This is a genomic window from Arthrobacter sp. Soil736 (genome assembly GCF_001428005.1).
Lineage (GTDB): Bacteria > Actinomycetota > Actinomycetes > Actinomycetales > Micrococcaceae > Arthrobacter.
The window spans coordinates 37533-57284 of record NZ_LMSB01000073.1; the positions used below are offsets into that span (position 1 = coordinate 37533).

Annotated in this window: 18 protein-coding genes; 13 read left to right on the forward strand and 5 right to left on the reverse strand. The window is 64.6% G+C overall.

Translation table 11 applies throughout. The features are described from left to right. The first annotated feature begins 78 nt into the window (after window positions 1-78). Window positions 79-414 (forward strand): cupin domain-containing protein, encoded by a 336-nt coding sequence (locus ASG92_RS25660; protein ID WP_056635480.1) that lies wholly within the window; start codon window positions 79-81, stop codon window positions 412-414. A 123-nt stretch (window positions 415-537) separates the two neighbouring features. Here ASG92_RS25660 and ASG92_RS25665 read toward each other — a convergent pair whose 3' ends face one another. Continuing rightward, window positions 538-1623, reverse strand: a complete 1086-nt coding sequence (locus tag ASG92_RS25665) for a glycerophosphodiester phosphodiesterase family protein (RefSeq protein WP_056635481.1) — start codon at window positions 1621-1623, stop codon at window positions 538-540. 207 nt (window positions 1624-1830) lie between these two features. On the opposite strand from ASG92_RS25665, the gene ASG92_RS25670 reads away from it, so the two are divergent. The 4 genes from ASG92_RS25670 to ASG92_RS25685 all read left to right on the forward strand — a co-directional run bounded on the left by ASG92_RS25670 (window position 1831) and on the right by ASG92_RS25685 (window position 4383). After that, window positions 1831-2184 (forward strand): VOC family protein, encoded by a 354-nt coding sequence (locus ASG92_RS25670; RefSeq protein WP_056635483.1) that lies wholly within the window; start codon window positions 1831-1833, stop codon window positions 2182-2184. 224 nt (window positions 2185-2408) lie between these two features. Beyond that, window positions 2409-3014: a DUF1326 domain-containing protein gene (locus ASG92_RS25675; protein ID WP_277310815.1), complete on the forward strand. Its 606-nt coding sequence runs from the start codon at window positions 2409-2411 to the stop codon at window positions 3012-3014. Further along, the gene (locus ASG92_RS25680; RefSeq protein WP_240987313.1) at window positions 2992-3888 is read left to right on the forward strand and encodes a DUF2182 domain-containing protein; all 897 of its coding nucleotides are present in this window, start codon (window positions 2992-2994) and stop codon (window positions 3886-3888) included. The genes ASG92_RS25675 and ASG92_RS25680 overlap by 23 nt, the downstream gene beginning before the upstream one ends. Before the next feature lie 78 nt (window positions 3889-3966). Next, window positions 3967-4383, forward strand: coding sequence for an ester cyclase (locus ASG92_RS25685; protein ID WP_056635489.1), 417 nt, complete (start codon window positions 3967-3969; stop codon window positions 4381-4383). Here ASG92_RS25685 and ASG92_RS25690 read toward each other — a convergent pair. Together ASG92_RS25690 and ASG92_RS25695 are read right to left on the reverse strand one after the other, a co-directional pair. Further along, window positions 4352-5956 carry a beta-lactamase family protein gene (locus ASG92_RS25690; protein WP_240987314.1) on the reverse strand — a complete coding sequence of 535 codons (1605 nt, stop codon included), beginning with the start codon at window positions 5954-5956 and terminating at the stop codon, window positions 4352-4354. The two genes, ASG92_RS25685 and ASG92_RS25690, sit on opposite strands and share 32 nt — an antisense overlap. After that, a complete protein-coding gene (locus tag ASG92_RS25695; RefSeq protein WP_056635491.1) occupies window positions 5953-7026 on the reverse strand; it encodes a hypothetical protein in 1074 nt (357 codons plus the stop codon). Before ASG92_RS25695 ends, ASG92_RS25690 begins: the two co-directional genes overlap by 4 nt. 423 nt (window positions 7027-7449) lie before the next feature. Between ASG92_RS25695 and ASG92_RS25700 the strand changes: the two genes are divergently transcribed. Beyond that, window positions 7450-8079, forward strand: coding sequence for a hypothetical protein (locus ASG92_RS25700; protein ID WP_157372490.1), 630 nt, complete (start codon window positions 7450-7452; stop codon window positions 8077-8079). A gap of 617 nt (window positions 8080-8696) precedes the next feature. Beyond that, a complete protein-coding gene (locus ASG92_RS25705; RefSeq protein WP_157372491.1) occupies window positions 8697-10061 on the forward strand; it encodes an MFS transporter in 1365 nt (454 codons plus the stop codon). A 26-nt stretch (window positions 10062-10087) separates the two neighbouring features. Here the strand turns inward: ASG92_RS25705 and ASG92_RS25710 are convergent, their stop codons facing one another. Continuing rightward, entirely contained in the window at window positions 10088-10600 is a 513-nt protein-coding gene (locus ASG92_RS25710) for a hypothetical protein (RefSeq protein ID WP_056635498.1), read from the reverse strand. Continuing rightward, window positions 10597-11457: a DMT family transporter gene (locus ASG92_RS25715; RefSeq protein ID WP_157372492.1), complete on the reverse strand. Its 861-nt coding sequence runs from the start codon at window positions 11455-11457 to the stop codon at window positions 10597-10599. Before ASG92_RS25715 ends, ASG92_RS25710 begins: the two co-directional genes overlap by 4 nt. A gap of 173 nt (window positions 11458-11630) precedes the next feature. Here ASG92_RS25715 and ASG92_RS25720 point away from each other — a divergent pair, with 173 nt between their 5' ends. From ASG92_RS25720 to ASG92_RS25745, 6 genes are read left to right on the forward strand one after another with little or no spacing between them, the layout of a single operon-like run. Beyond that, window positions 11631-13208, forward strand: coding sequence for an ABC transporter substrate-binding protein (locus ASG92_RS25720; protein ID WP_056635504.1), 1578 nt, complete (start codon window positions 11631-11633; stop codon window positions 13206-13208). After that, the gene (locus ASG92_RS25725; RefSeq protein ID WP_056635508.1) at window positions 13208-14164 is read left to right on the forward strand and encodes an ABC transporter permease; all 957 of its coding nucleotides are present in this window, start codon (window positions 13208-13210) and stop codon (window positions 14162-14164) included. Before ASG92_RS25720 ends, ASG92_RS25725 begins: the two co-directional genes overlap by 1 nt. Then, window positions 14161-15054, forward strand: a complete 894-nt coding sequence (locus tag ASG92_RS25730; RefSeq protein ID WP_056635510.1) for an ABC transporter permease — start codon at window positions 14161-14163, stop codon at window positions 15052-15054. Before ASG92_RS25725 ends, ASG92_RS25730 begins: the two co-directional genes overlap by 4 nt. Further along, window positions 15054-16982 (forward strand): ABC transporter ATP-binding protein, encoded by a 1929-nt coding sequence (locus ASG92_RS25735; RefSeq protein ID WP_056635512.1) that lies wholly within the window; start codon window positions 15054-15056, stop codon window positions 16980-16982. The genes ASG92_RS25730 and ASG92_RS25735 overlap by 1 nt, the downstream gene beginning before the upstream one ends. Further along, on the forward strand, window positions 16976-19003 hold the full coding sequence (locus ASG92_RS25740) for a CocE/NonD family hydrolase (protein ID WP_240987315.1): 2028 nt from the start codon (window positions 16976-16978) through the stop codon (window positions 19001-19003). The genes ASG92_RS25735 and ASG92_RS25740 overlap by 7 nt, the downstream gene beginning before the upstream one ends. Window positions 19004-19028: 25 nt before the next feature. Then, a complete protein-coding gene (locus ASG92_RS25745; RefSeq protein WP_082579747.1) occupies window positions 19029-19679 on the forward strand; it encodes a TetR/AcrR family transcriptional regulator in 651 nt (216 codons plus the stop codon). Window positions 19680-19752 lie beyond the last annotated feature (73 nt).

Below are 19752 nucleotides of genomic sequence, written 5' to 3' on the forward strand. Positions count from 1 at the left end.
TGCCGGCGTGAGAGCGTATTGAGCATGCAGGTCCACCGGCCTATATCGCCGGAAGGGCCTTCTGAGTACCGTGGCCTCATGCAGAAAATATCGATCGACGCCCTGGCCCGGCAGCAGCTTGTCGCGGCCCTTGCCGCGAGCAACGGGCGGGCCGCCGACACGGTCTATGGCGGGCACGAGAAGGTGCTCCGCCAGACCGTCATGGCGCTCAAGGCCGGCACCCAGTTGAGCGAGCACCAGAACCCGGGCGACGCCACGGTCTTCGTACTCCAAGGCAGCCTCCGGTTGCGGGCAGGTGGGAACTCGTGGGATGGAAAGCCCGGTGACCTGCTGATCGTCCCGGACGGACTGCACAGCCTCGAGGCCGAAGAAGATTCGACCTTCCTGTTCACGGTGGCGAAGAGCGCAAAGTAGCGGAGGCCGCTGAACTCATCCACGAGAATGCCCCCAAGGGCCGGGTCTGAGCGCAGGCAGCATCCCAAAGCGGACCGCCCCCAAAAGGGACGGCCCGCCGTCGTGCGTCTTGGCTGGAAAACTCTAGCCCTGCAGCGCGTAAGCCTTCGGCAGCTTCAGTCCGCGCTCTGCCATGAGCGTGCGCAGGCGCGTCGGGTAGTCGGTGATGATGCCGTCCACGCCGAGGTCCATCAGGTTCGCCATGTCGGCGGCGGTGTTCACGGTCCAGGGGATGACGGGCAGGCCGAGTTCGTGGGCTTCGGCGATCATTGCAGGCGTGACGGAGCGGAACGTGGGGGAGATGACGTCGTACCCCTGGGCCTTGGCGGCCTTGGCGAGGGATCCGCCGTAGGTGTCGATGTCGATGCCGCCGAGGTTGGGGCTGGCGCCGGGCTTGCCCACCTCGAGCCAGGCGTCGCCGCTGGAGAGGGCCACGAGGGGCAGCTGCGGGGCGATCTTCTTGGTCAGGTTCAGCGAGGACCAGTCGAAGGACTGCACGGTGGTGCGCCCGGACATGCCGGCCTTGTAGATCTCGATGACCACGGCCTTGGTCAGCGCCGCCATGCCTTCGCCGCCGGACTTGCCGTCCTCCACCTTGGTCTCCACGTTGAAGCGGACCTTCTTGGCGTCGTAGTCGCGGGCCAGCTGGTAGACGTCCTTGAGCTCGGCGATCTTGTTGCCCAGGATGACCTGCTGCTCCGGGTAGCCGGGCAGCTGGGTGAAGCCGCAGTTCAGTGTCTTGATCTGCGCGAGGGACAGCTCGGCGACGCGGTCCCCGACGTACGGGAATTCGGCGTCGCCCGGGATGGCCGGTGCAGTGTCGGCGCACTTGTTGGCCTGGATGGTGTCGTCGTGCCAGACGATGACCTTGCCGTCGTCGGTCAGGTGCGTGTCCAGCTCGAGGGTGGTCACGCCGAGCTTCAGCGAGTTGGCGAACGCGGCCAGGGATTCCTCGGTCCATTCACCGCGGCCCCCGCGGTGGGACTGCAGGTCAAAGGAGCCGTTGCCCTCGCTCGTCTTGACGGCGGACGTTGCGGTTCCCGCAGCGTTCGACGACGGAGCAGCGTTCGACGACGGCGCGCCGGCTTCGGCGGCAGGGGCGGCGACGGCGGGGCTCGCCAGGGAGGTGATGAGCGCGGCGGCGGCCGCGGCGGTCAGGACTGTGCGCATGGGAATGGTTCCTCCTGGATGAGACCGGTGCCGGCGCTGCGCCGGCTGACCCGTCCAAGCTATGGAGGCCAGATGGCGTGTGGTGTTCGGGGAGTTGGATGGGAGGTTAACAAGTCTGCTGATGGTCTGGTGCGAAATGGTGCGCTGACCTATCGGCCCGCCGTCGCGGCGGCTCAGGACTTCCCAGGACAGCGGTAGGCTCGGGAAATGATTGGACGCGTTGATGAGGTTGTAGTGGATTGCGAAAACCCGGCCGGACTTGCGGAGTTCTGGTCCTCGGTCCTCGGTGGCGAACCGGTGCATCGAAACGATGCGTGGTCCTTCATCGATCCGCCGGGATGGACGCGCCTAGCCTTCCAACGCGTGTCCGAGAACAAGCAAGGGAAGAACCGTCTTCATATTGATGTGCACGTGGATGACGTGCCGGCAGCCTCGGCCGCAGCTGAAGCCCTCGGAGCTGTCAGGATCGGCACGATCCACATAGATACTGTGGGCACGTTCCAAGTGCTCCAGGATCCGGAAGGCAACGAATGGTGCGTTGTGCGCCCAGCTACAAGCTAATGCTCTAGTTTGCCCCTGCTGCGCGTGTGTTTTTCGCTGTTTTGGCAGCACCGAAAATGAACTGATTTCACCCGTAATGGCGGCATATTGACATGCAGATTGGGCGGGAATACCGTCTGCCTTAACGGGGCGTTCTGCCCCGTTCCTAAGTATTTTCGGCGCTGAATCCGGGCCACTCTTGCTTGGCGACGGCGCCAGCGAGGAGGGTTCCCATGTCTTGGGAAATGTCCGGAAAGTATATTGCGAATTGCAACTGCCAGATGATCTGTCCGTGCGCGGTGGACGGTCCGCCCACGGGGCCGAACGGGGAATGCCGCGGCTCTGTGGTTTTCCACATCGCCAGCGGCCAGCTGGATGACACTGATCTTTCGGGCGTCGACTTCGTCTTCTGCATCCAGCTCCCGTCGAACCTGACCTCGGGCAACTGGAAGGTTGGCATCGTCGTCGGCGACGGCGCCTCGGACGGCCAGGCCAGTGCCCTGGAGCGCATACTCCATGGCGACGAGGGCGGGCCGTTCGCCGATTTCGCCGCCTTCTACGGCGACTGGCTCGGCGTCGAGCGCGGAAACGTCACCTTCTCCGACGGCGACACCCCGTCCGCCTCGGTGGCAGGGCACACCAACCTGGCGATCGAGTCGCTCCCGGGACCGGGCGGGGGAGTCACCACCGTCAAGAACGCGATGTTCGGCTTCGCCCCCGAGTACCAGATCGGTAAGGGCAAAGGCAGCTCCGACCTCTTCGGCCTCGACTATGCGGCGGTCTATGGCGAGACGGCGGACTTCACCTTCGCGAGCGAGATGGCTGAAGGTGCGTCCAAGGGCCGCGCATGAGCCCCGGCCGCACAAGCAGCGCAGCACTCTGATCCCGGGACCGGGCAGGCAGGCCAACGGCGGCGTTGCACGTTCCGGGACGGGCCTGCGCGGCTTCGATCTTCACAGGATTGACCTGCACAGGATCGACGTGCGCCAGACCGGGCTGATTGCCGTTCTGCTCCTCCTCGCGGCGGCGGGCTGGGTGTTCACCGCTGACCGGATGAACGGGATGGACATGGGAGGCTGGACGGATCCGGGGCCGCTGGACTTCTTCCTCATCACCTGGGTGGTCATGCTGGCCGCCATGATGTTTCCGTCGGTGGCACCCATGGTGACGGCGTACGCGAAGATCAGCCGCCGCCGTCGGGAAACGGGGCGGTATGCCCCGCGTGGTTCCACCGCGCTGTTCGTGGCCGGCTACCTCGTGGCATGGACAGCGTTCGGGCTCGTCGCGTACGGGCTCTATGAGGCGGTGGCATCGCTGGTGCCGGGCGGGCTCACCGCGGATCCCGGCGGGCGCTACGCCGCAGCCGGGGTGATCCTGGCGGCGGCCGTTTACCAGCTGACTCCGGCCAAGAACGTCAGTCTGATGAAGTGCCGGACGCCCCTGGACTTCATCCTGCACCGCATGCGGCCGGGGTATGGCGGGGCGCTGACCATGGGAGTGCAGCACGGTGCGTGGTGCGTCGCGTGCTGCTGGGCGCTGATGGTGGCGCTGTTTGCGTTGGGCGTGATGAGCGTCGGGTGGATGGCGCTCGTGGGCGCGTTCATTGCGGTGGAGAAGCTGCTGCCCTGGAAGCGGCTGGCCAACCGCTCAGTCGCGGCGGCGCTCGCCGTCATTGCCGTCAGCATCGCCCTTACGCCGGCGGCCATGGGCGGGACTGGGATGTAACAGCACGGTCCGCACGTCGTCTGTGCGGCAATGCACGCGGGGGAAATTTGAACGGTCTCATGCACAGAGGAGTCGGAAATGTCTGAAGGGACCGGACTGATCAAGCGTTTTTACACGGAGGTAATCGAGGGCGGGAATCTTGCCCTCATTGATGAATTGTCGACGAATGACTTTGTCGATCACGAAGAGGGTCTTCCTGGACAACCGCCCGGCTTGGACGGAGTCCGGTACTTCGTGAATGCGGTGCGCACTGCGTTCCCGGACATCAAAGCCAAGGCGATCGAGCCGTACCTGGCGGACGGAGACATGGAAGCGTGCCACGTAATTCTCACGGGCACTCACCGCGGGGAGATGGCCGGCATTCCGGCAACGGGCAAGACTGTCGAGTTCGGCGGCACCGACATCATTCGCGTCGTGGACGGCAAGGTCGCCGAGCACTGGGGAACTACCGACAACATGAGGCTCATGCAGCAGATCGGCGCGATCCCCGAGTAGCGGCGCGCATCCGGGCAAGCAGCCAAACCGTTCGGGGGACCGGCCAGAGGAGGGCAAGCGCGAGCACCGGCCCGAGCGAGACTCCGACGTCGGGAAACTGGCGGACGATTACGGCCAGATGGGTGTCGAACCGGGCCGGGGCGTAGACCAGGCACAGCCACAGCGCAAAAGCGTCGAGGGCGAGCGCTGCGGCGCCCCCTGCCCACGGCACCCACCGCTTCCGGGCCGCGGCGGGTCTCCGGAGCAGAACGGCGAGGGCCAGCGCCAGGCTCGCCAGCTCCGCGAATAGCAGCGTCAGCGAGACCGCCCAGCTGTAGCGCTGGAGCCAGTCCTCCTGCACTACCGTCGGCACCGGGGGCTGCCCGTGGAGGATCCGCAGGACGTTGGTGTCAATGGCTTTGAGCCGTGACGGGGCCGACGTGTCATTCGCGTTGATGACCAGCGCGACGCCGAGTCGCGAGGCCGGAACCATGGCCTTGTAGGTGTGGCTGTTGCCCCATTCGCCTTGATGCTCCAGGAGCAGCGGCAAGGCTTTGTTTGCTTCGGCGGGCGGGGCTGCGGGGTCAACGGACTCCACGAGCGGACGCGTGAACCAGCCCATGGCGTAGCCTTTCGACTCGTCGATCTGCACCTGTGGCTTGAGCAGGGTTTCCACGCTTTCCGGCCGGAGGAAGGGGCGGTCACGGTACCGGCCCTCGTCCAGCAGGGCGGTCAGTTCGTGGCCGATGTCCTCGGCCGAAGAGTACATCGTGGAAGACGGCATTCCCGTGGTGGGGGCGGGTACATCGGTCTGGCGCCAGAACGCGCCAAACCACAGTGAATAGCCGGCAGCCGCATTGTCCGCGCTGGCTGCCGCGCGCGTCGTGTAACTGTGGGCCATCCCCAGGGGCTCGAAGACGTGTTCCTTCATGTAGTCCCCGAACGGCTGGCCGGAGACCGTCTGCACCAGGAGGCCCAGGATGTTGAAGTTGGCGCTGGCGTACCGGAATGCGTCACCCGGTGCCCCGGCCAGCGGTGAGCCAGACAGGGCGCGCACGCCTTCTTCGATGGCCTCCGGGCCCTGGGCGTCAGAGGCTTCGAAGGCCGTGTCCTTGGAGGCCATGCCGCTGGTCTGGTGGAGCAGATGGCGCACCGTGATCTCAGCGGAGCGGCTGTCCCGCAAAGTGAACCAGGGCAGGTAGGTCCGCACCGGCTCATCCAGCCGCAGCCGGCCGGCCTCAACCTGCTGCATCACGGCCATGGCGGTGAGGGGCTTGGTGGTTGAGGCCAGCAGCACCGGCGTCTGGGCCGTCATCGGCCTCCCCGAGTCGTCCGCGCGGCCGAACGCGGCAGAGTGCACCTGCACGCCGTCCTTGACGACGACGACGGCAGCTCCCGGAAGTCCCATGGCGTCAATCTGCTCCCGCAGGAAGGCGTCCACCGCTTCGTAGGTTGGTTGCGGAGTGGCAGATCCGGTTGCCGGCGGTCCGGCAGGGTCTGCTGCGGGTGAGCCGAAGGCGCCGAGAACGCCCACAGCCAGGAAGCACGACAGAACAAAGCGCGACGACCGGGGGATCTTTCGGAGCGTCGTCACATCCTGCCTTCAACAACCCCGGCGTCCTGTGCGGAACGTGTGGCGGGGCCCCAGGAACTCAGGAGGGCAAGGCCCGCGGCGGCCGCTGCGCTGAGCACCACCGCCCCCAGCCAGAGCGATACTGGCCAGCGGATCCCGTCCGCCACCGCGTAGGCCGCCAGCTGGCCCGTCCACAGGAGCGCCGCGATTCCGGCTGTCACCGAGGGCAGCCGCCGGTCTACCCAAACTTTTGGCAGACGGGCAAGCAGCACGTCCGCCAAAATTGCGGCCGCAGTGGCTCCGGCAGCTCCGGCGACGGCGAAGGGGCGGAAGCCCACCATCGCGACGGGCAGCCAAGCGGCAGCTGCCACCAGCATGGTGACAATCCCGCGGGCAGGGCGCCGGGAGGCGGAGAGCGTAAAGAGGAAGGGCGCAATGATCAACGCCGTAGTCAGCAGGTAACTGGTCAGGCTGATGACCACCGGCATCTCCGACTGTAAGCGGCCAGGGGTGCCGACCGGCGTCGGGATGAAGAGGGCCGTCGGCCCGGGCCGGACGAAGGCGGAACAGTAGATGAGGAAAAAGGCTCCCAGCCCGGTCATCAGGACGACGGCGAACAGCGCCGCCGGGGTCCACTCCAAGTTTCCGGCGCGGCAGGCTGACCGGGCGCTTCGGACCGCGGTGCCCAGGATGAGGAAGAGGCTGAAGCCGAGCAACAGGTGCGTGGGACTGACCAGGGCATCCAGCGAGACTTCGATACCCAGAACTTCGTGCCACAGCAGGTCCAGGCCGCCGGCGACGGCGAAGAGGACCACCCCTACCGCCGTCCCGCGGTAGCCGGGCGGAACGGCCTGCGAGAGCGGCTGGCCGGGCCCCCGATTCCGCCAGATCACGGAGGCCGTCCACAGCGCCATGGCCACCATGCCGGAGTAGAGGGCCGCGTGCCATGGCGTAAAGAACGTCTCCAGGCTGGGGAGGTTCAGGTGCGCCCAGCCGTCCAGGAAGACGGCCAGCAGCAGCCAAACACCCAGGAGCTCTGTGACCAGGTCGCGGCGTCCGGTCGTCACAGAGTTGTCTGCCGTATCGAGCATCGTTGCCCACTTCCACGGAGCTGTTCGGTGAGGGGATGGTACTGCTCTGACCGGGGCGCTCACAAGGGAAGAACGACCGGTGAGCGGCGGGGCGTTAAACCTGATCCCATCCTGCGCCCTTGGGTTACGAGACGCTCCCCACCATCGGGATCGTACGGCGCTGAATGTTGAGGGTCCTGCCTGCCGCCTGCGATGGAAATACCTTCTTGCTGACATGGGCTGGGGCCAAGTCGCCGAAGGCCATCGCCTGGGACAGGTGTGGCAGGTACATACGTTGCCAGATGGCCCCTCCACTCGCAGGCCTTAGGGATCCCTTCTAATGTTCGGCGCCGGGGATGGGCGTTCGCGTTGACGAGACAGCTGCAGCGTCGTCACGTCATCATGTGGACCATGTTGAGGTCCAGCATCATGGATGATTGTCGAGTGGAAAAACTGCCTGAGCTCATCGGACAAGCCTGGACCTCCGTCGGACTGCCCATCATCGTCGCGCTCCTGACAACCATCGTTGTTGAAGCGTTCGCCAAGCCGCGCCTAGAGGCGCGGAAGGCACGTCTGATCAGGGATCGGCAGCAACTGGATGAACTCATCTACGCTTTTCAAAAAGTGTCTCTACTTGGATCATCCCTTCTGAGCCAGCCCCAAATGACCTCTCGATTCAAGGACATAGTCTCGTCGCAATTGGACGATTTTGTGGCTTCCATTGACGCTCTGCTGTCCTGCTTGTCGCGGTTGTCCCCGAAGTACGTGGGAAAGCATAAGACCCATATTGGAAGGACGGCCTCTTTTATGGGCTATCTCAAGGGACTTGCTGTCAGTGCAAGGCAGAGCGAAGGTTCTGAACTGGAGGGGCTAAGGAGTGCGGTCGGCTATCTGGAGCGGTTTGATGTTTATTTCCTAGTGCATCTCGATTTCAAAGATAGCCAAGAGAAGTTGATCAAACGCCTTTTCTGGAAAAACTTCTCGGCCAAGGACTATGAGGTAGACGCCGAGATGGCTCTCGCGAAATGTGGGTTACGTCCTAAGCCAAGCGCAACGCCAACATCAAACATCTGACAGCTTATTGGTACGACCACATTTTGGCTTCCCCCAGAGTGATGTTGCCCCGTGCCTTCGGAAGTAGGAAGAACAGAATTGGCGCTGTCTCACCTCGGCGGGCGGGATTTGCACCACGGCCCCCTGTTTGCGGGGATGAAGGCACAATGTGTTTGTCATCGGCGCTGAACACGTACATCCCGTAGCTTCCTTTGTCGGTATTGACCTTCGGGGAGCCGCATCGCGCTCGAGGTCAGGGCCATTGGGCGTTGGTAGACGGCGCTCAAGGTTGCCAGGCTTAGCAGAGTGCCTCAATTCACCTGACCTAACCAGTCCCGGAAGTCCTTGAGTGCTGGGCCCTAGATGATCTTTCAACCGCGGCCGCCAGCTCCCAGACGTTGAGGGAGGCACTAAATGGCGGCAACGCGCCGGAGTGCCGGAGTTCTGAGGCGGCGGTCAGGGCGCCGGTCGGCAATCGGCCGCGCGTCGGTACAGTCGGTGAGAGAGTCTTGCAAAGGCTCCATTCACGGAACTCGTGGAGCACGTAGCGCTGTTGGCGATGCAATGCGCTCGCGGCCGCAGCGCCTCAAATGTCACCAAGTTCGTGGCGAAACGGCCCGGTGCGTAAGACTGTTGCCGTGAGCAACACTTCCCGCGCCGGCCTCGCGGTGGCCGGACTTAGCCTCGGCACTTCGCTGAACCCGCTGAACTCATCGATGATCGCCGTCGCCCTGGTGGTGCTGCGCCAGGATTTCAGGCTCGACGTCGCCACGGTCACCTGGGTGATCACCGCCTTCTACATCACCTCGGCCGCGGGCCAGCCGCTGATGGGGCGGCTGGCTGACAGGTTCGGGCCGCGGCGGCTCTTCATGCTCGGCATGGCGCTGGTGGTGGTGTCCTGCGCGCTGGCGCCCTTTTCGCCCAACTTCGTGTTCGTCTGCGTCGCCCGCGCGCTCATGGCGCTGGGGACGGCGACGGCGTACCCGAGCGCCGTCGTCATGGTCGGTGTCCTGGCCAGGCAGGCGAACTCGACGTCCACCCGGCCGCTGGGGCGTATCCAGATGGCCAACACGTCCGGGGCGGCGGTCGGCCCGGTGGTGGGCGGGCTGCTGGTGAGCCTGGTGGGCTGGGAGGCGCTGTTCCTGATCAACGTGCCGCTGGCGCTGGCCGCCCTGTTCATCGTGCGGAGGGTCGCCCCTGCGGACCACGCGCGGGAGCAGGGCAGTGTGGCCAGCCTGCTGCGCGACTCGGACATCCCCGGCATCCTGGCATTTGTGGGCGGCATGGTGCTGCTGCTCATGGGGCTGCTGGATGCGCTGCCCGGGCTCCGTTGGTGGCTGCTGGGCGGCGCCATGGTTCTGGCCGTGCTGTTTGCCTGGCGCGAGCTGAGCTTCGGCCGGCCGTTCCTGGACCTGCGACTGCTCGGCAGGAACCGGCCGCTGCTGCTGGTATATCTGGGCTTCGTGGTGTTCAGTGCGGTCTACTACTTCGCGTTCTTCGGGCTGCCCCAGCTGCTGCAGGAGGCCGCGGGCTACGACCCCGGCCTGGTGGGCGTGCTGATGCTGCCGCTGGCAGCTATGTCCGTGGTCATCACACCGCTCGCCGTGCGCGCGATCGACCGGTTCGGCGTGCGGCGGGTGCTGATTGCCGGCGTCGTGCTGCTGACCGTGGCGGCAGCGGCGCTCTGGCTGCTCACGGCGTCGTTCGCCGTCCTGCTGGTGCTCGCCCTCACTGCCTTGATGGGAGTGCCCTACGGTTCGGTGAGCATCGCCTCCAACCAGGGGCTGTACCTTTCCGCGGCGCCGCAGGACAGGGGTGTGGCCGCCGGGATCTTCCAGACCTGCCGGTACGTCGGGGCCATCGGCGCCACCGTGATGATCGGCATCTTCTACGGCAACGGGGTGAACCAGGAGAACTGGGGCCGCATGGTCCTGGTCATGCTGGGCCTCTGCGCGGTGACGTTCGTGGTGGCGCTGCTGTGGCGGGAGCGGAAGGCGGGGTAGGCAGCTCCGCTCCAGGCGTTGATTGCCTACCCACTCGTGTAACTTTCCAGCTCCGTCAATGCGTCGACCAGTCCGGTAGCCAGGTTCTCGGCGTCGCTGACGCTTCGCTGGGTGTAGGAGCCCTTGCTCCCCAGCAGGTTCAGGCAGCCGAGGAAGACGCCGTCTCTCGCCACCACTGCGTTGATCGCGGCTTCCAGATGCAACGCGCCCAGCATGTCCTGGTGCTCGAAGGCATCCGAATCCAGCGCATCTTCATCCTCGGCCAGGAACGATTCCAACCCCACCACGCACCTGCGTGTCCAGTCTGCTCCCAGGGCGCTGGAAATACCGCCGATGCGGTAGAGCCTGGGCATGTTGGAATAGACGCGGACCAGATCGCGGGTTGAGGGGCGCCACAACGAGACCGTGATCAGCCGCCCGCCGACCAGCCGGGTCGCGGCGCCGGCCACGGATTCCAAGGCGAGGGCCGCTCCGGTGGGAACGGTGAGCTGCGCAAGGCTCTCGGTGATGGGCTCGAGGTCGGCGGGCTCCTGCTTCACGGCACCAGCCTCAATTCCTTCATTTCGGACGCCGGCGGTGTCGACCGGGAGAGGAGTATGACGCCCGCCAGGGCTGCAGCACCGCCGATCAAGGACGCGCCCGTGGGCACTTCAGCCAGCAAACCCCAGCCAAGTAGCAGGGAAATCACGGGGACCACGTAGAGCAGGGCGCCGCCCTCCGCGACGCTGGTCCGCGCCAGCGAGATGTTCCAGAAAGCGTAGGCGACGGCGGTGCTGACCACCACCAGGACGAAAAGCGCCGCCCACGAGGTCGGGCTGAACCTGGTCGGGTCGACATTGAACGTCGCAGTAGGCAGGGTGACCAGGCCGCCGATGACGCAGCCCCAGAACACAACTTCGACTGGTGGAATTCCCTTAAAGAGCGGCTGCTGGACGATGAGGAACACCGACAGCACCAGCGCAGCGGCCACGATGTACATCGCGTCGCCGTTGAAGCCGACGGCGCTGCTGTCCCCGAGCGTAATAATCACCACGCCCGCCACAGCAACAAGGATCCCCACATAGCCAAGCCGCGTAGTCCGTTCCTTGAGGATCAGGTAGCCGAGCATAAAGGCGAACACGGGGGAGATGTTCAGAAGCAGGCTGGTTGTACCCGCGGGGACGGTGGCCTGCCCCAAGTTCAGCAACAGTCCGTAGCCGGCGTAGCCAAGAAGCCCGGCCAACAGCATGCGCGGGACGTCCCGGCGGGTCAGCGCCAGCCGCTTCCGCCGGAACAGCAGGAAAATGCCAAGGACGACGGCGGCGCCCAGAAAGCGGACCGGCGTCAGGTCCTGGGGTGAAAGTACCTTCAGTGACTCCCTGGTCGCTACGTACGTAGGCGCCGAAGTGAGGACCATCAGCACATCTGGTCTTCGGTACCATCCCGTCACAATGTGGGCCTTCCAGGTGAAATGGCCCGTTGTTTCAGGGCTGTAAATTTATCGGCGAGCTATTGCTCTCTCAGACGATTTATTCGTACAGTACATGAATTAGCTCGTTCACAAAAGCAAAAAGCGAAGGATTCAGCACGATGGATTCAAGGATCGAAGCATCATCAGGGCGGCTGTCACGGCGCACCCTCCTCGCCGGTTCGGCGTTGCTGTTGGCCCCCGCGGTCCTCGCGGCTTGCGGGGTCAGCAAGTCGCCGTCGACAGCCGGTGCTGCTACCGGAACCGCCCGCCAGGGCGGCACGTTGCGCATTGCCCGCCCGCCGGCGTCGAAAGCCGAAACCCTGGACCCGGCAAGCTCCCTTTCCGCCTATGAATACCTGGGCGCCCTCTACAACCGCCTCGTCAAGCTTTCGCCCACAGGCGAGATCCTTCCGGACCTGGCCGAATCATGGTCGCTGTCAGCCGATGCCAAGACCTGGACCTTCCTGCTGCGCAAGGGAGTGACCTGGCACGACGGCAAGTCGTTTACGGCGAAGGACGTCATATTCTCCATTCAGCACATCCTCGATCCCGCCACAAAGTCCCCGCAGGCAGGGGTGCTTTCGCCGTTCGTTGACGGCAACTCGATCACCGCCCGGGACGCCAACACCGTGGTCTTCGCGCTGAAGTCCCCGAACGCCGAATTCGCCAGCCTGCTGACCGGCTACAACTGCTACATCATCCCCGCGGGGTCCGCGGCCACCATCGGCGCCAGCGGCATCGGCACCGGCCCGTTCAAGCTGAAGAGCTTCACGGCTGCCGGACCCGGCGCTGTCGTGCGGAACGAGAACTACTTCGGCGACAAGCCCAAGCTGGACAGCATCGAGTTTTCCTCCATCGCCGATACCCAGGCACGCGTGAACGCCCTGCTGGCCGGACAGGTCGACCTCATCGCCCAGACCAACCTGGACTTCGCCACCGCCAAAACGGTCTCCGCCTCGTCCGTGGCGACGGTTTCCAGCGTCAAGAACGCGCAGTGGTACCCGGTACCCATGCTCAACACCAGCGAGCAGTTCAAGGATGCGGACATCCGCCGCGCCTTCGCCCACGCCTACAACCCGGACGAGGTCTTCAAGCTCGCGGTGCAAGGCAACGGGACCATCGCACACAACAACCCGGTGCCGCCCACGGAGGCCTACTACCTCGACTACGGCCTGGGCTATGACCCGGACAAGTCGAAGTCCCTGCTCAAGGCCAAGGGTTTCAGCAGCTTTGATGTGCCGATCTACACCTCCAGCTACGACCCCGTCCTGTCCCCGCTGGCCCTGGCCCTGCAGAGCTCCATGAAGTCCGCCAACATCAACCTGTCGGTGACCAACTCACCCGCGGATTCCTACTTCACAGATGTCTGGATGAAGAAGCCGCTGATGACCACCTACTGGTACACGGGCCGGCCGATCGACCAGTTGCTGAACCAGATCTTCCGCACCGGCTCCTCCTACAACGAGACCGCCTACTCCAACGCGACCTTCGACCAGACGCTGGACGCGGCCCGCGCCACGGTGGACGCCGGCAAGCGCAAGACGCTCTACCAGGATGCCCAGAAGATCCTGATCGACGACGGCGGCTCCCTGACTCCCTTCTTCTCCGACCGCATCACCGGGCTGAGCAAGAAGGTCGTCAACTACAGCGAGCACGGTTTCGAGTTCGACTACATCAACATCGGGCTGCTGGCCTAATGCTGACGTTCTTCGCCAAACGGATAGGCTGGTCCGTCTTCACGGTGCTGCTGGCTACGGTGCTGGTTTTCAGCGCTATCCAGTCGCTGCCGGGAGACGCGGCCAGCCAGATACTGGGCCAGAATGCCACGCCGTCGGCCGTTGCCACGATGCGCCAGCAGCTGGGGCTGGATGATCCGCCGGTTTCGCGGTTCGTCTCCTGGCTGGGCAATGCGCTGCAGGGCAACTTCGGCAACTCGCTGGTAAGCGGGGGCAGCGTGGGGGCTGAGGTTGGCTCCGCACTGATAAACACTTCGCTCCTTGCCGGGATTACCATCGTGATCGGTGTCCTGCTGTCACTGGTCCTTGGCCTGGTTGCGGGCCTGACGCGTGACCGCTGGCCGGACATTTCAATCTCCACGCTTGCGCTGGTGGGGATGAGCGTCCCGGAGTTTGTGGTGGCCACGGTGCTGGTGCTGCTGTTCTCCATCTACATCCCGCTTTTTCCTGCGGTGGTGATTGCGGGGCAAAACGCCTCGGTCGCGGAGATCCTGCCGTCCGTCTGGCTGCCCGCCGGGGCGCTGATCTGCGTTCTTGCGGCGTACATCATCCGTATGATGCGCACCTCCGTGATTGATGTGATGGACAGCGAGTTTGTCCGCACAGCCATCCTGAAAGGGAACTCGACGCCGCGGATCGTGTTCAAGCACATCCTCCCCAGCGCCATGCTCCCGACGCTGAACGTCATCGCCATGAACGTCGCGTGGCTGGTCGGCGGTGTTGTGGTGGTGGAGAGCATCTTCAACTACCCGGGCATCGGCACCTTGATGATCCGCTCCGTCCAGACGCGCGACCTTCCCGCCATCCTGCTCATCACGGTGATGAGCGCCCTGACGTACGTGGTGTGCAATCTGTTGGCGGACTTTGCGGCGTTCCTGCTCAATCCACGACTGCGGTACCCGAGGAGCGCCAAATGAGTGCAACGACGACGACGGCGGCACCCGCCTTCACGGCGCCCGGCAGCTTTGGCCGGGTGGTCCGGTCCATCCTGAAATCACGGACGGCAACCTTCGGTTTCGCCCTGGTGATCCTGAACATCCTGCTGGCGCTGCTCGCGCCGGTGCTGACGTCCTTTGATCCGATCGCCACGGATGCGATGAATGCGCTGCAGGAAAGTTCCGGCGAGCACCTCCTGGGTACGGATGCGCTCGGCCGGGATACCTTGACGCGGACACTGTTCGGCGGCCAGTACGCACTGGCCATCAGCTTCACCGCCACCGCGCTAACGGTGTTGCTGGGATCAGTCATTGCCGGCATCGCCGCCTACCGCGGCGGCATCGTGGATGACATCATCACCCGGGTGCTGGATTCGGTGCTGGCCGTTCCGGCCATACTGTCCATGCTGGTGGTGGTGACCATCTTCGGCACCGGTCCGTGGGTGATTATCCTGGCGGTAATGGTCGTCTACACCGGCGGCGTGACGCGGATTGTCAGGGCAACGGTGATGGATGTCCTGCCCAAGGACTACATCACGGCGGCCAAGGCCCGCGGCGAAGGCATGTTCTCCATCCTGGCTCGCGAAGTGTTTCCGAACGTACTGGACATCATCCTGGTGGAGTTCGCCATGCGGGCTTCCTGGGTGGTGCTGCTGATCAGCTCGCTGTCCTTCCTGGGCTTCGGCGCCAGTCCTCCCACGCCTGACTGGGGACTGATGGTGGCGGAAAACCGCAACCTGATGTCAGTTGTCCCGCTTGCAACCCTGTCCCCGATCGTGGCGCTCGCCACCTTGATCGTCGGCCTGAACCTTGCAGCCGACGGGCTCGCCAAGAGCCTCGGTGTTGACCGTATGAAAGAAGTGCTGGGCTGATGACACCAGAGACCATAACCTCCAACGCCGGACGACGGGCTGTCAAGGACGGCGACGTGGTGCAGCTCCGCAACCTGGGGATTTCCTACCGGACCGGCAAGCGCGAGGTGGCGGTGCTCAAAGGCATCACCCTCACGCTCGGTAAGGGCCGCATCCTGGGGCTCGTGGGCGAATCCGGTTCCGGAAAATCCACGCTCGCCACCGCCCTGCTGGGATCTTTGCGTACCGGCTCCTTCGTTTCCACCGGAACCGCCAGCGTTTCCGGGCAGGACGTTTTCGCCTTAGGCTCCAAGGAATTACGCCGGTTCCGCATCAGCGAAGTAGCGATGGTTCCGCAAAATGCCGGCAGCGCGCTGACGCCGACCATGAAGATTCACGAGCAGATCGCAGAGGCACTGCATTCGCTCAAAGGCAACAGGGCTGCCCAGCGCAGTCGCGCCGAAGAATTGCTCCGGCTGGTCCGCCTGCCCAACCCCGCCCAGGCCCTTGAACGCTACCCACACCAGTTCTCGGGTGGCCAGCAGCAGCGCATCGGGATCGCCGTCGCGCTGGCAGCGAACCCCACCCTGCTGGTCCTCGACGAGCCGACCACGGGCCTGGATGTGGTGACGCAGGCCGCCATCCTGGACCTGCTTTCCGAGCTGCAGGGTTCGCTGGGCATGTCCATGGTGATGGTCAGCCATGACCTGGGCGTGATCGACAAGATGTGCACCGATGTTGCCGTGCTGCGGCGCGGCGAAATCGTGGAAGCCGGCGCCACACGGGAGGTGTTGGCGAATCCCAAGCACCCCTATACCCGGGGGCTCGTGGCGAGCGTCCCACGCATCGATGTCCCCGGCATCCCGCCCAGCATGGTCCAGGACGCGATCGACGCCGGCGAGGACTGGGTGCAGCACCAGGACGTTTACCGGCGTACTGCCCCGCAGGGGGCGGTTCCGGTGCTGAGCGTGGAGTCCCTCAGCATCGACTACCGGCGCAAGCACATTCCCGGCACCGGCGCTACGGTGCAGGACGTCAGTTTCACCGTAAATGCCGGCGAAGTGGTGGCTTTGGTGGGCGAGTCCGGCTCGGGCAAATCGTCCATCGCCAACGCGATCGCCGGCCTCCAGAAAACTGGCGGAGGCCGGATCGCCCTGGCCGGTGGCGGTGGAGCTGGCGGCGAGCTGGCCAAGACAGTGTCCGGCCGGCCCAAGAACCTGCGGCAGGCCATTCAGCTGATCTTCCAGAACGCGGATACGTCGTTGAATCCGCGGCAGACTGTCCAGACCGCCATCCAGCGGCCGATCAATCTCTTCAGCGTCAAGAATGCCAGCGTGCAGCAGGCCCTTGCCGACGTGGACCTGCCGGCGAGCTATGCGCGGCGGCTTCCCGGCCAGCTCTCCGGCGGCCAGCGCCAGCGGGTGGGAATCGCCCGGGCCGTGGCTGCGGCGCCGTCGCTGGTGCTGGCCGATGAAGTGGTGTCCGCACTGGACGTTTCGGTGCAGTCATCCATTCTGCGCCTGATGGATGAGCTGAGCCGGGAGAAGTCCTTGGGGTTCCTGTTCATCACCCATGACCTGGCCGTGGTGCGCGCCATCGCGGACCGCGTAGTGGTGCTGTACCTGGGACGTGTGGTGGAGGAAGGGACCGTCGAGGAGATCTTCGCCTCCATCTCGCATCCGTACACCAGGCTGCTGCTGGATTCCGTCATTGAACTCGGCGACGACCATGACGCCAAACTGAAGGCCGTCAAGGACGAGATCCCGGCCGCACCGCCGGAGCTGGGCTGCCCCTTCGCCAGCCGCTGCCCCTTGGTCCGGGACGTCTGCCACACTGTCGCGCCGCCGACCATTGCCGTCAGCGCCAGCCACAACATCAAATGCCATGCGGACGTCGCCGAGCTCACTGGCGTGTCCGCCGAAGCCTTGGAAGGAACCCGGACGTGCTGATCCGCACCGACTTCCCACACGCGGTTACCGTGTTGGAAAACGTCATGATCCCCATGAAAGACGGCATCAGGCTCGCCGCCACCATTTGGCTGCCCGAGAATGCTGCCGCGGAGCCGGTGCCGGCGCTGCTGGAATACCTGCCATACCGCCGCGGGGACTGGACTGCGCCGCGTGATGCCCAGCGGCATCCTTGGTACGCGGGCCACGGCTATGCCTCCGTCCGGGTGGATATCCGTGGCTGCGGAGACTCCGAAGGAGTCATGCTCGATGAATACCACCAGCAGGAACAGGCCGACGGCGTGGAGGTCATCCAGTGGCTGGCAGCCCAGCCCTGGTGCACCGGAAAGGTCGGTATGTTCGGCATTTCCTGGGGCGGATTTAACTCACTCCAGCTAGCTGCCGAGCAGCCGGAGGCGCTGAAGGCAATCGTCACGGTGTGCTCCACCGACGACCGCTATGCCGACGACGTGCACTACTTTGGCGGCGCCATGCTGGGCATCGACATGACCTCGTGGGCCGGGACCATGCTTGCGTTCCAATGCCGCCCGCCCGCTCCGTGGCGGGTCGGGGAGTCGTGGGAGACCTTGTGGAAGGAGCGGCTGGAAGCCCTCCAGCCCTTCTCCGAAATCTGGATGGACCATCAGGAACGCGACGACTACTGGCGTCACGGCTCCGTCAATGAGGACTATTCGAAGATCAAAGCGGCGGTAATGGCCGTGGGAGGCTGGGCGGACCCCTACCGGAACACGGTGTTCCGGCTGCTGGAAAACCTTGGCTCGCCCGTTCAAGGGCTGATCGGGCCGTGGTCGCACCAGTACCCGGACATTGCCCGCACTCCGGGGCCCACTATCGGATTCCTTCAGGAAACGCTGCGCTGGTGGGACTACTGGCTCAAGGGCATCGACACCAAGATCATGGACGAACCCGCAGTGCGCGCCTACCACCAGGACTCCGTCCGGCCCGCAACTTTCTATCCTGAGCGGGCCGGCACCTGGGTGGGCCTGGAGGGCTGGCCGTCCGCCGCCGTCGGCCGCTCTTCCTTTAACCTGGCCACAGAATTGCGCAGTCTCGCCGCGGACGCTTCCGGACACGTTGTGGTGGACACGCCGCAGCACAACGGGGCGGACGCAGCCCGTTGGTTCCCCTTTGGCAACGCCTCGGACCTGCCTCCGGACCAGCGGTCGGAGGACGGACGCTCGGTTGTTTTTGAGACTCCGGTGCTGGAAGAGGACATCAATCTGCTCGGCTTCGCGCGCCTGGGGTTGCGGGTTGCCAGCACGACGCCCAGGGCGAACGTCATTGCGCGGCTGTGCGATGTGGCGCCGGACGGCTCGTCCACCCTGATTACCCGTGGGGCCATCAACCTGGCCCGCCGTCATGGGATGGACCGGGCCGATGAGCTGGTTCCCGGGGAGTTCGTGGATGCGGAGATTGCGTTTGTTGCCATGTCCTGGCAGATACCTGCCGGGCATAGGCTGCGGCTGGCGCTGTCTACCACCTATTGGCCGTGGATCTGGCCGCACGGGGAGCAGGGCGCTGTGACCGTCGACGCCGCGGCAAGCCGGCTAACGCTCGACGAACTGGATCCGTCGGCGATCGGGGCGGCTGACATCAGCTTTGAGGAGGCCGAGCAGGCGGCTCCGCTCAAGATCCTCGCAGGTCCGCCGCTTCCGGTGCGTCCCGAGCGCGAGGTCCGCTACGAGCCGCAGTCGGAGAGCTGGACCCTCACGGTTGATCCGAACTATGGCGGAAACCGGATCTACCCGGACGGGCTGCATTTCGGCGAAGACGCCCTGGAGTCGTATTTCATCTCCGGCAGTGACCCCCTGAGCGCCAAGGCTGAATCACAGTGGAAAATCAGCATGAGCAAGGATGAGTGGGAGGTCCGGATTGAAACCCACGCCACGGTAACGGCCTCGGCACAGCATTATCTGCTGCACAGCACGGTGCGTACGTTTAAGGGCGAGGACCTATTCTTTGAAAGAACCTTTGAGAAGAAAATTGTCCGGACGTCCGCGTAAATCGGGGGAGAGCGAGCACAAGGAGATGGCAGCTATTTCACAGGATCATTTGGACCGCCCGCGGGCTAAGACAGCGGGGGAGCGCCAGCGCCACCCCACCGAGGTCCGTCGCCAGCTGGTGGTGGACGCCGCCCGGGACCTGATCGCGGATAAGGGACTGTTCAATGTGCTGATCCGGGATATCTCCAAGGCCTGCGGTGTCTCTCCTGGCACCATCTCCTACCACTTCAAGGGCCTGGATGAAGTGCTCATGGAAGTGGTGAAGGCCGAGACCGCCGATTTCTACGTGCCCCTGCAGCAGAGTGCGCAGGGCTCCGGGGACCCGGCGAAAGAGCTGCTGTATTTCCTGGAAGGCATGTTCGGCTCCGATGCCAGCTCCCGCCGGCACTGGCTGATCTGGCTGGATTTCTGGTCCGCCGCGGCCAGGGACGAAGAATATGGCCAATGGATGAATGACCACTACACGGCCTGGCGCAATGCCCTGCAGGACGTGACCGAACGCGGAGTCAGCGAAGGGGCGTTCCACTGCGCTGACCCACGCGGGTTCGCCATCGAAACCGCTGCACTGGTGGACGGGCTGGCAGTGCAGTGCTATTCGCGCGGATCCGTGATCCCGGTGGAGATGGCCCGGGAGCTGCTGATCAAGTTCGTTAAGCGGGAGTTGCGGATTTCGTAGGACCTGCCGCTATCTTGGCGCGATCACCGCCACCGTGATGGTGTTGGTCATGCTGGGTCTTTGCGCGGTGACG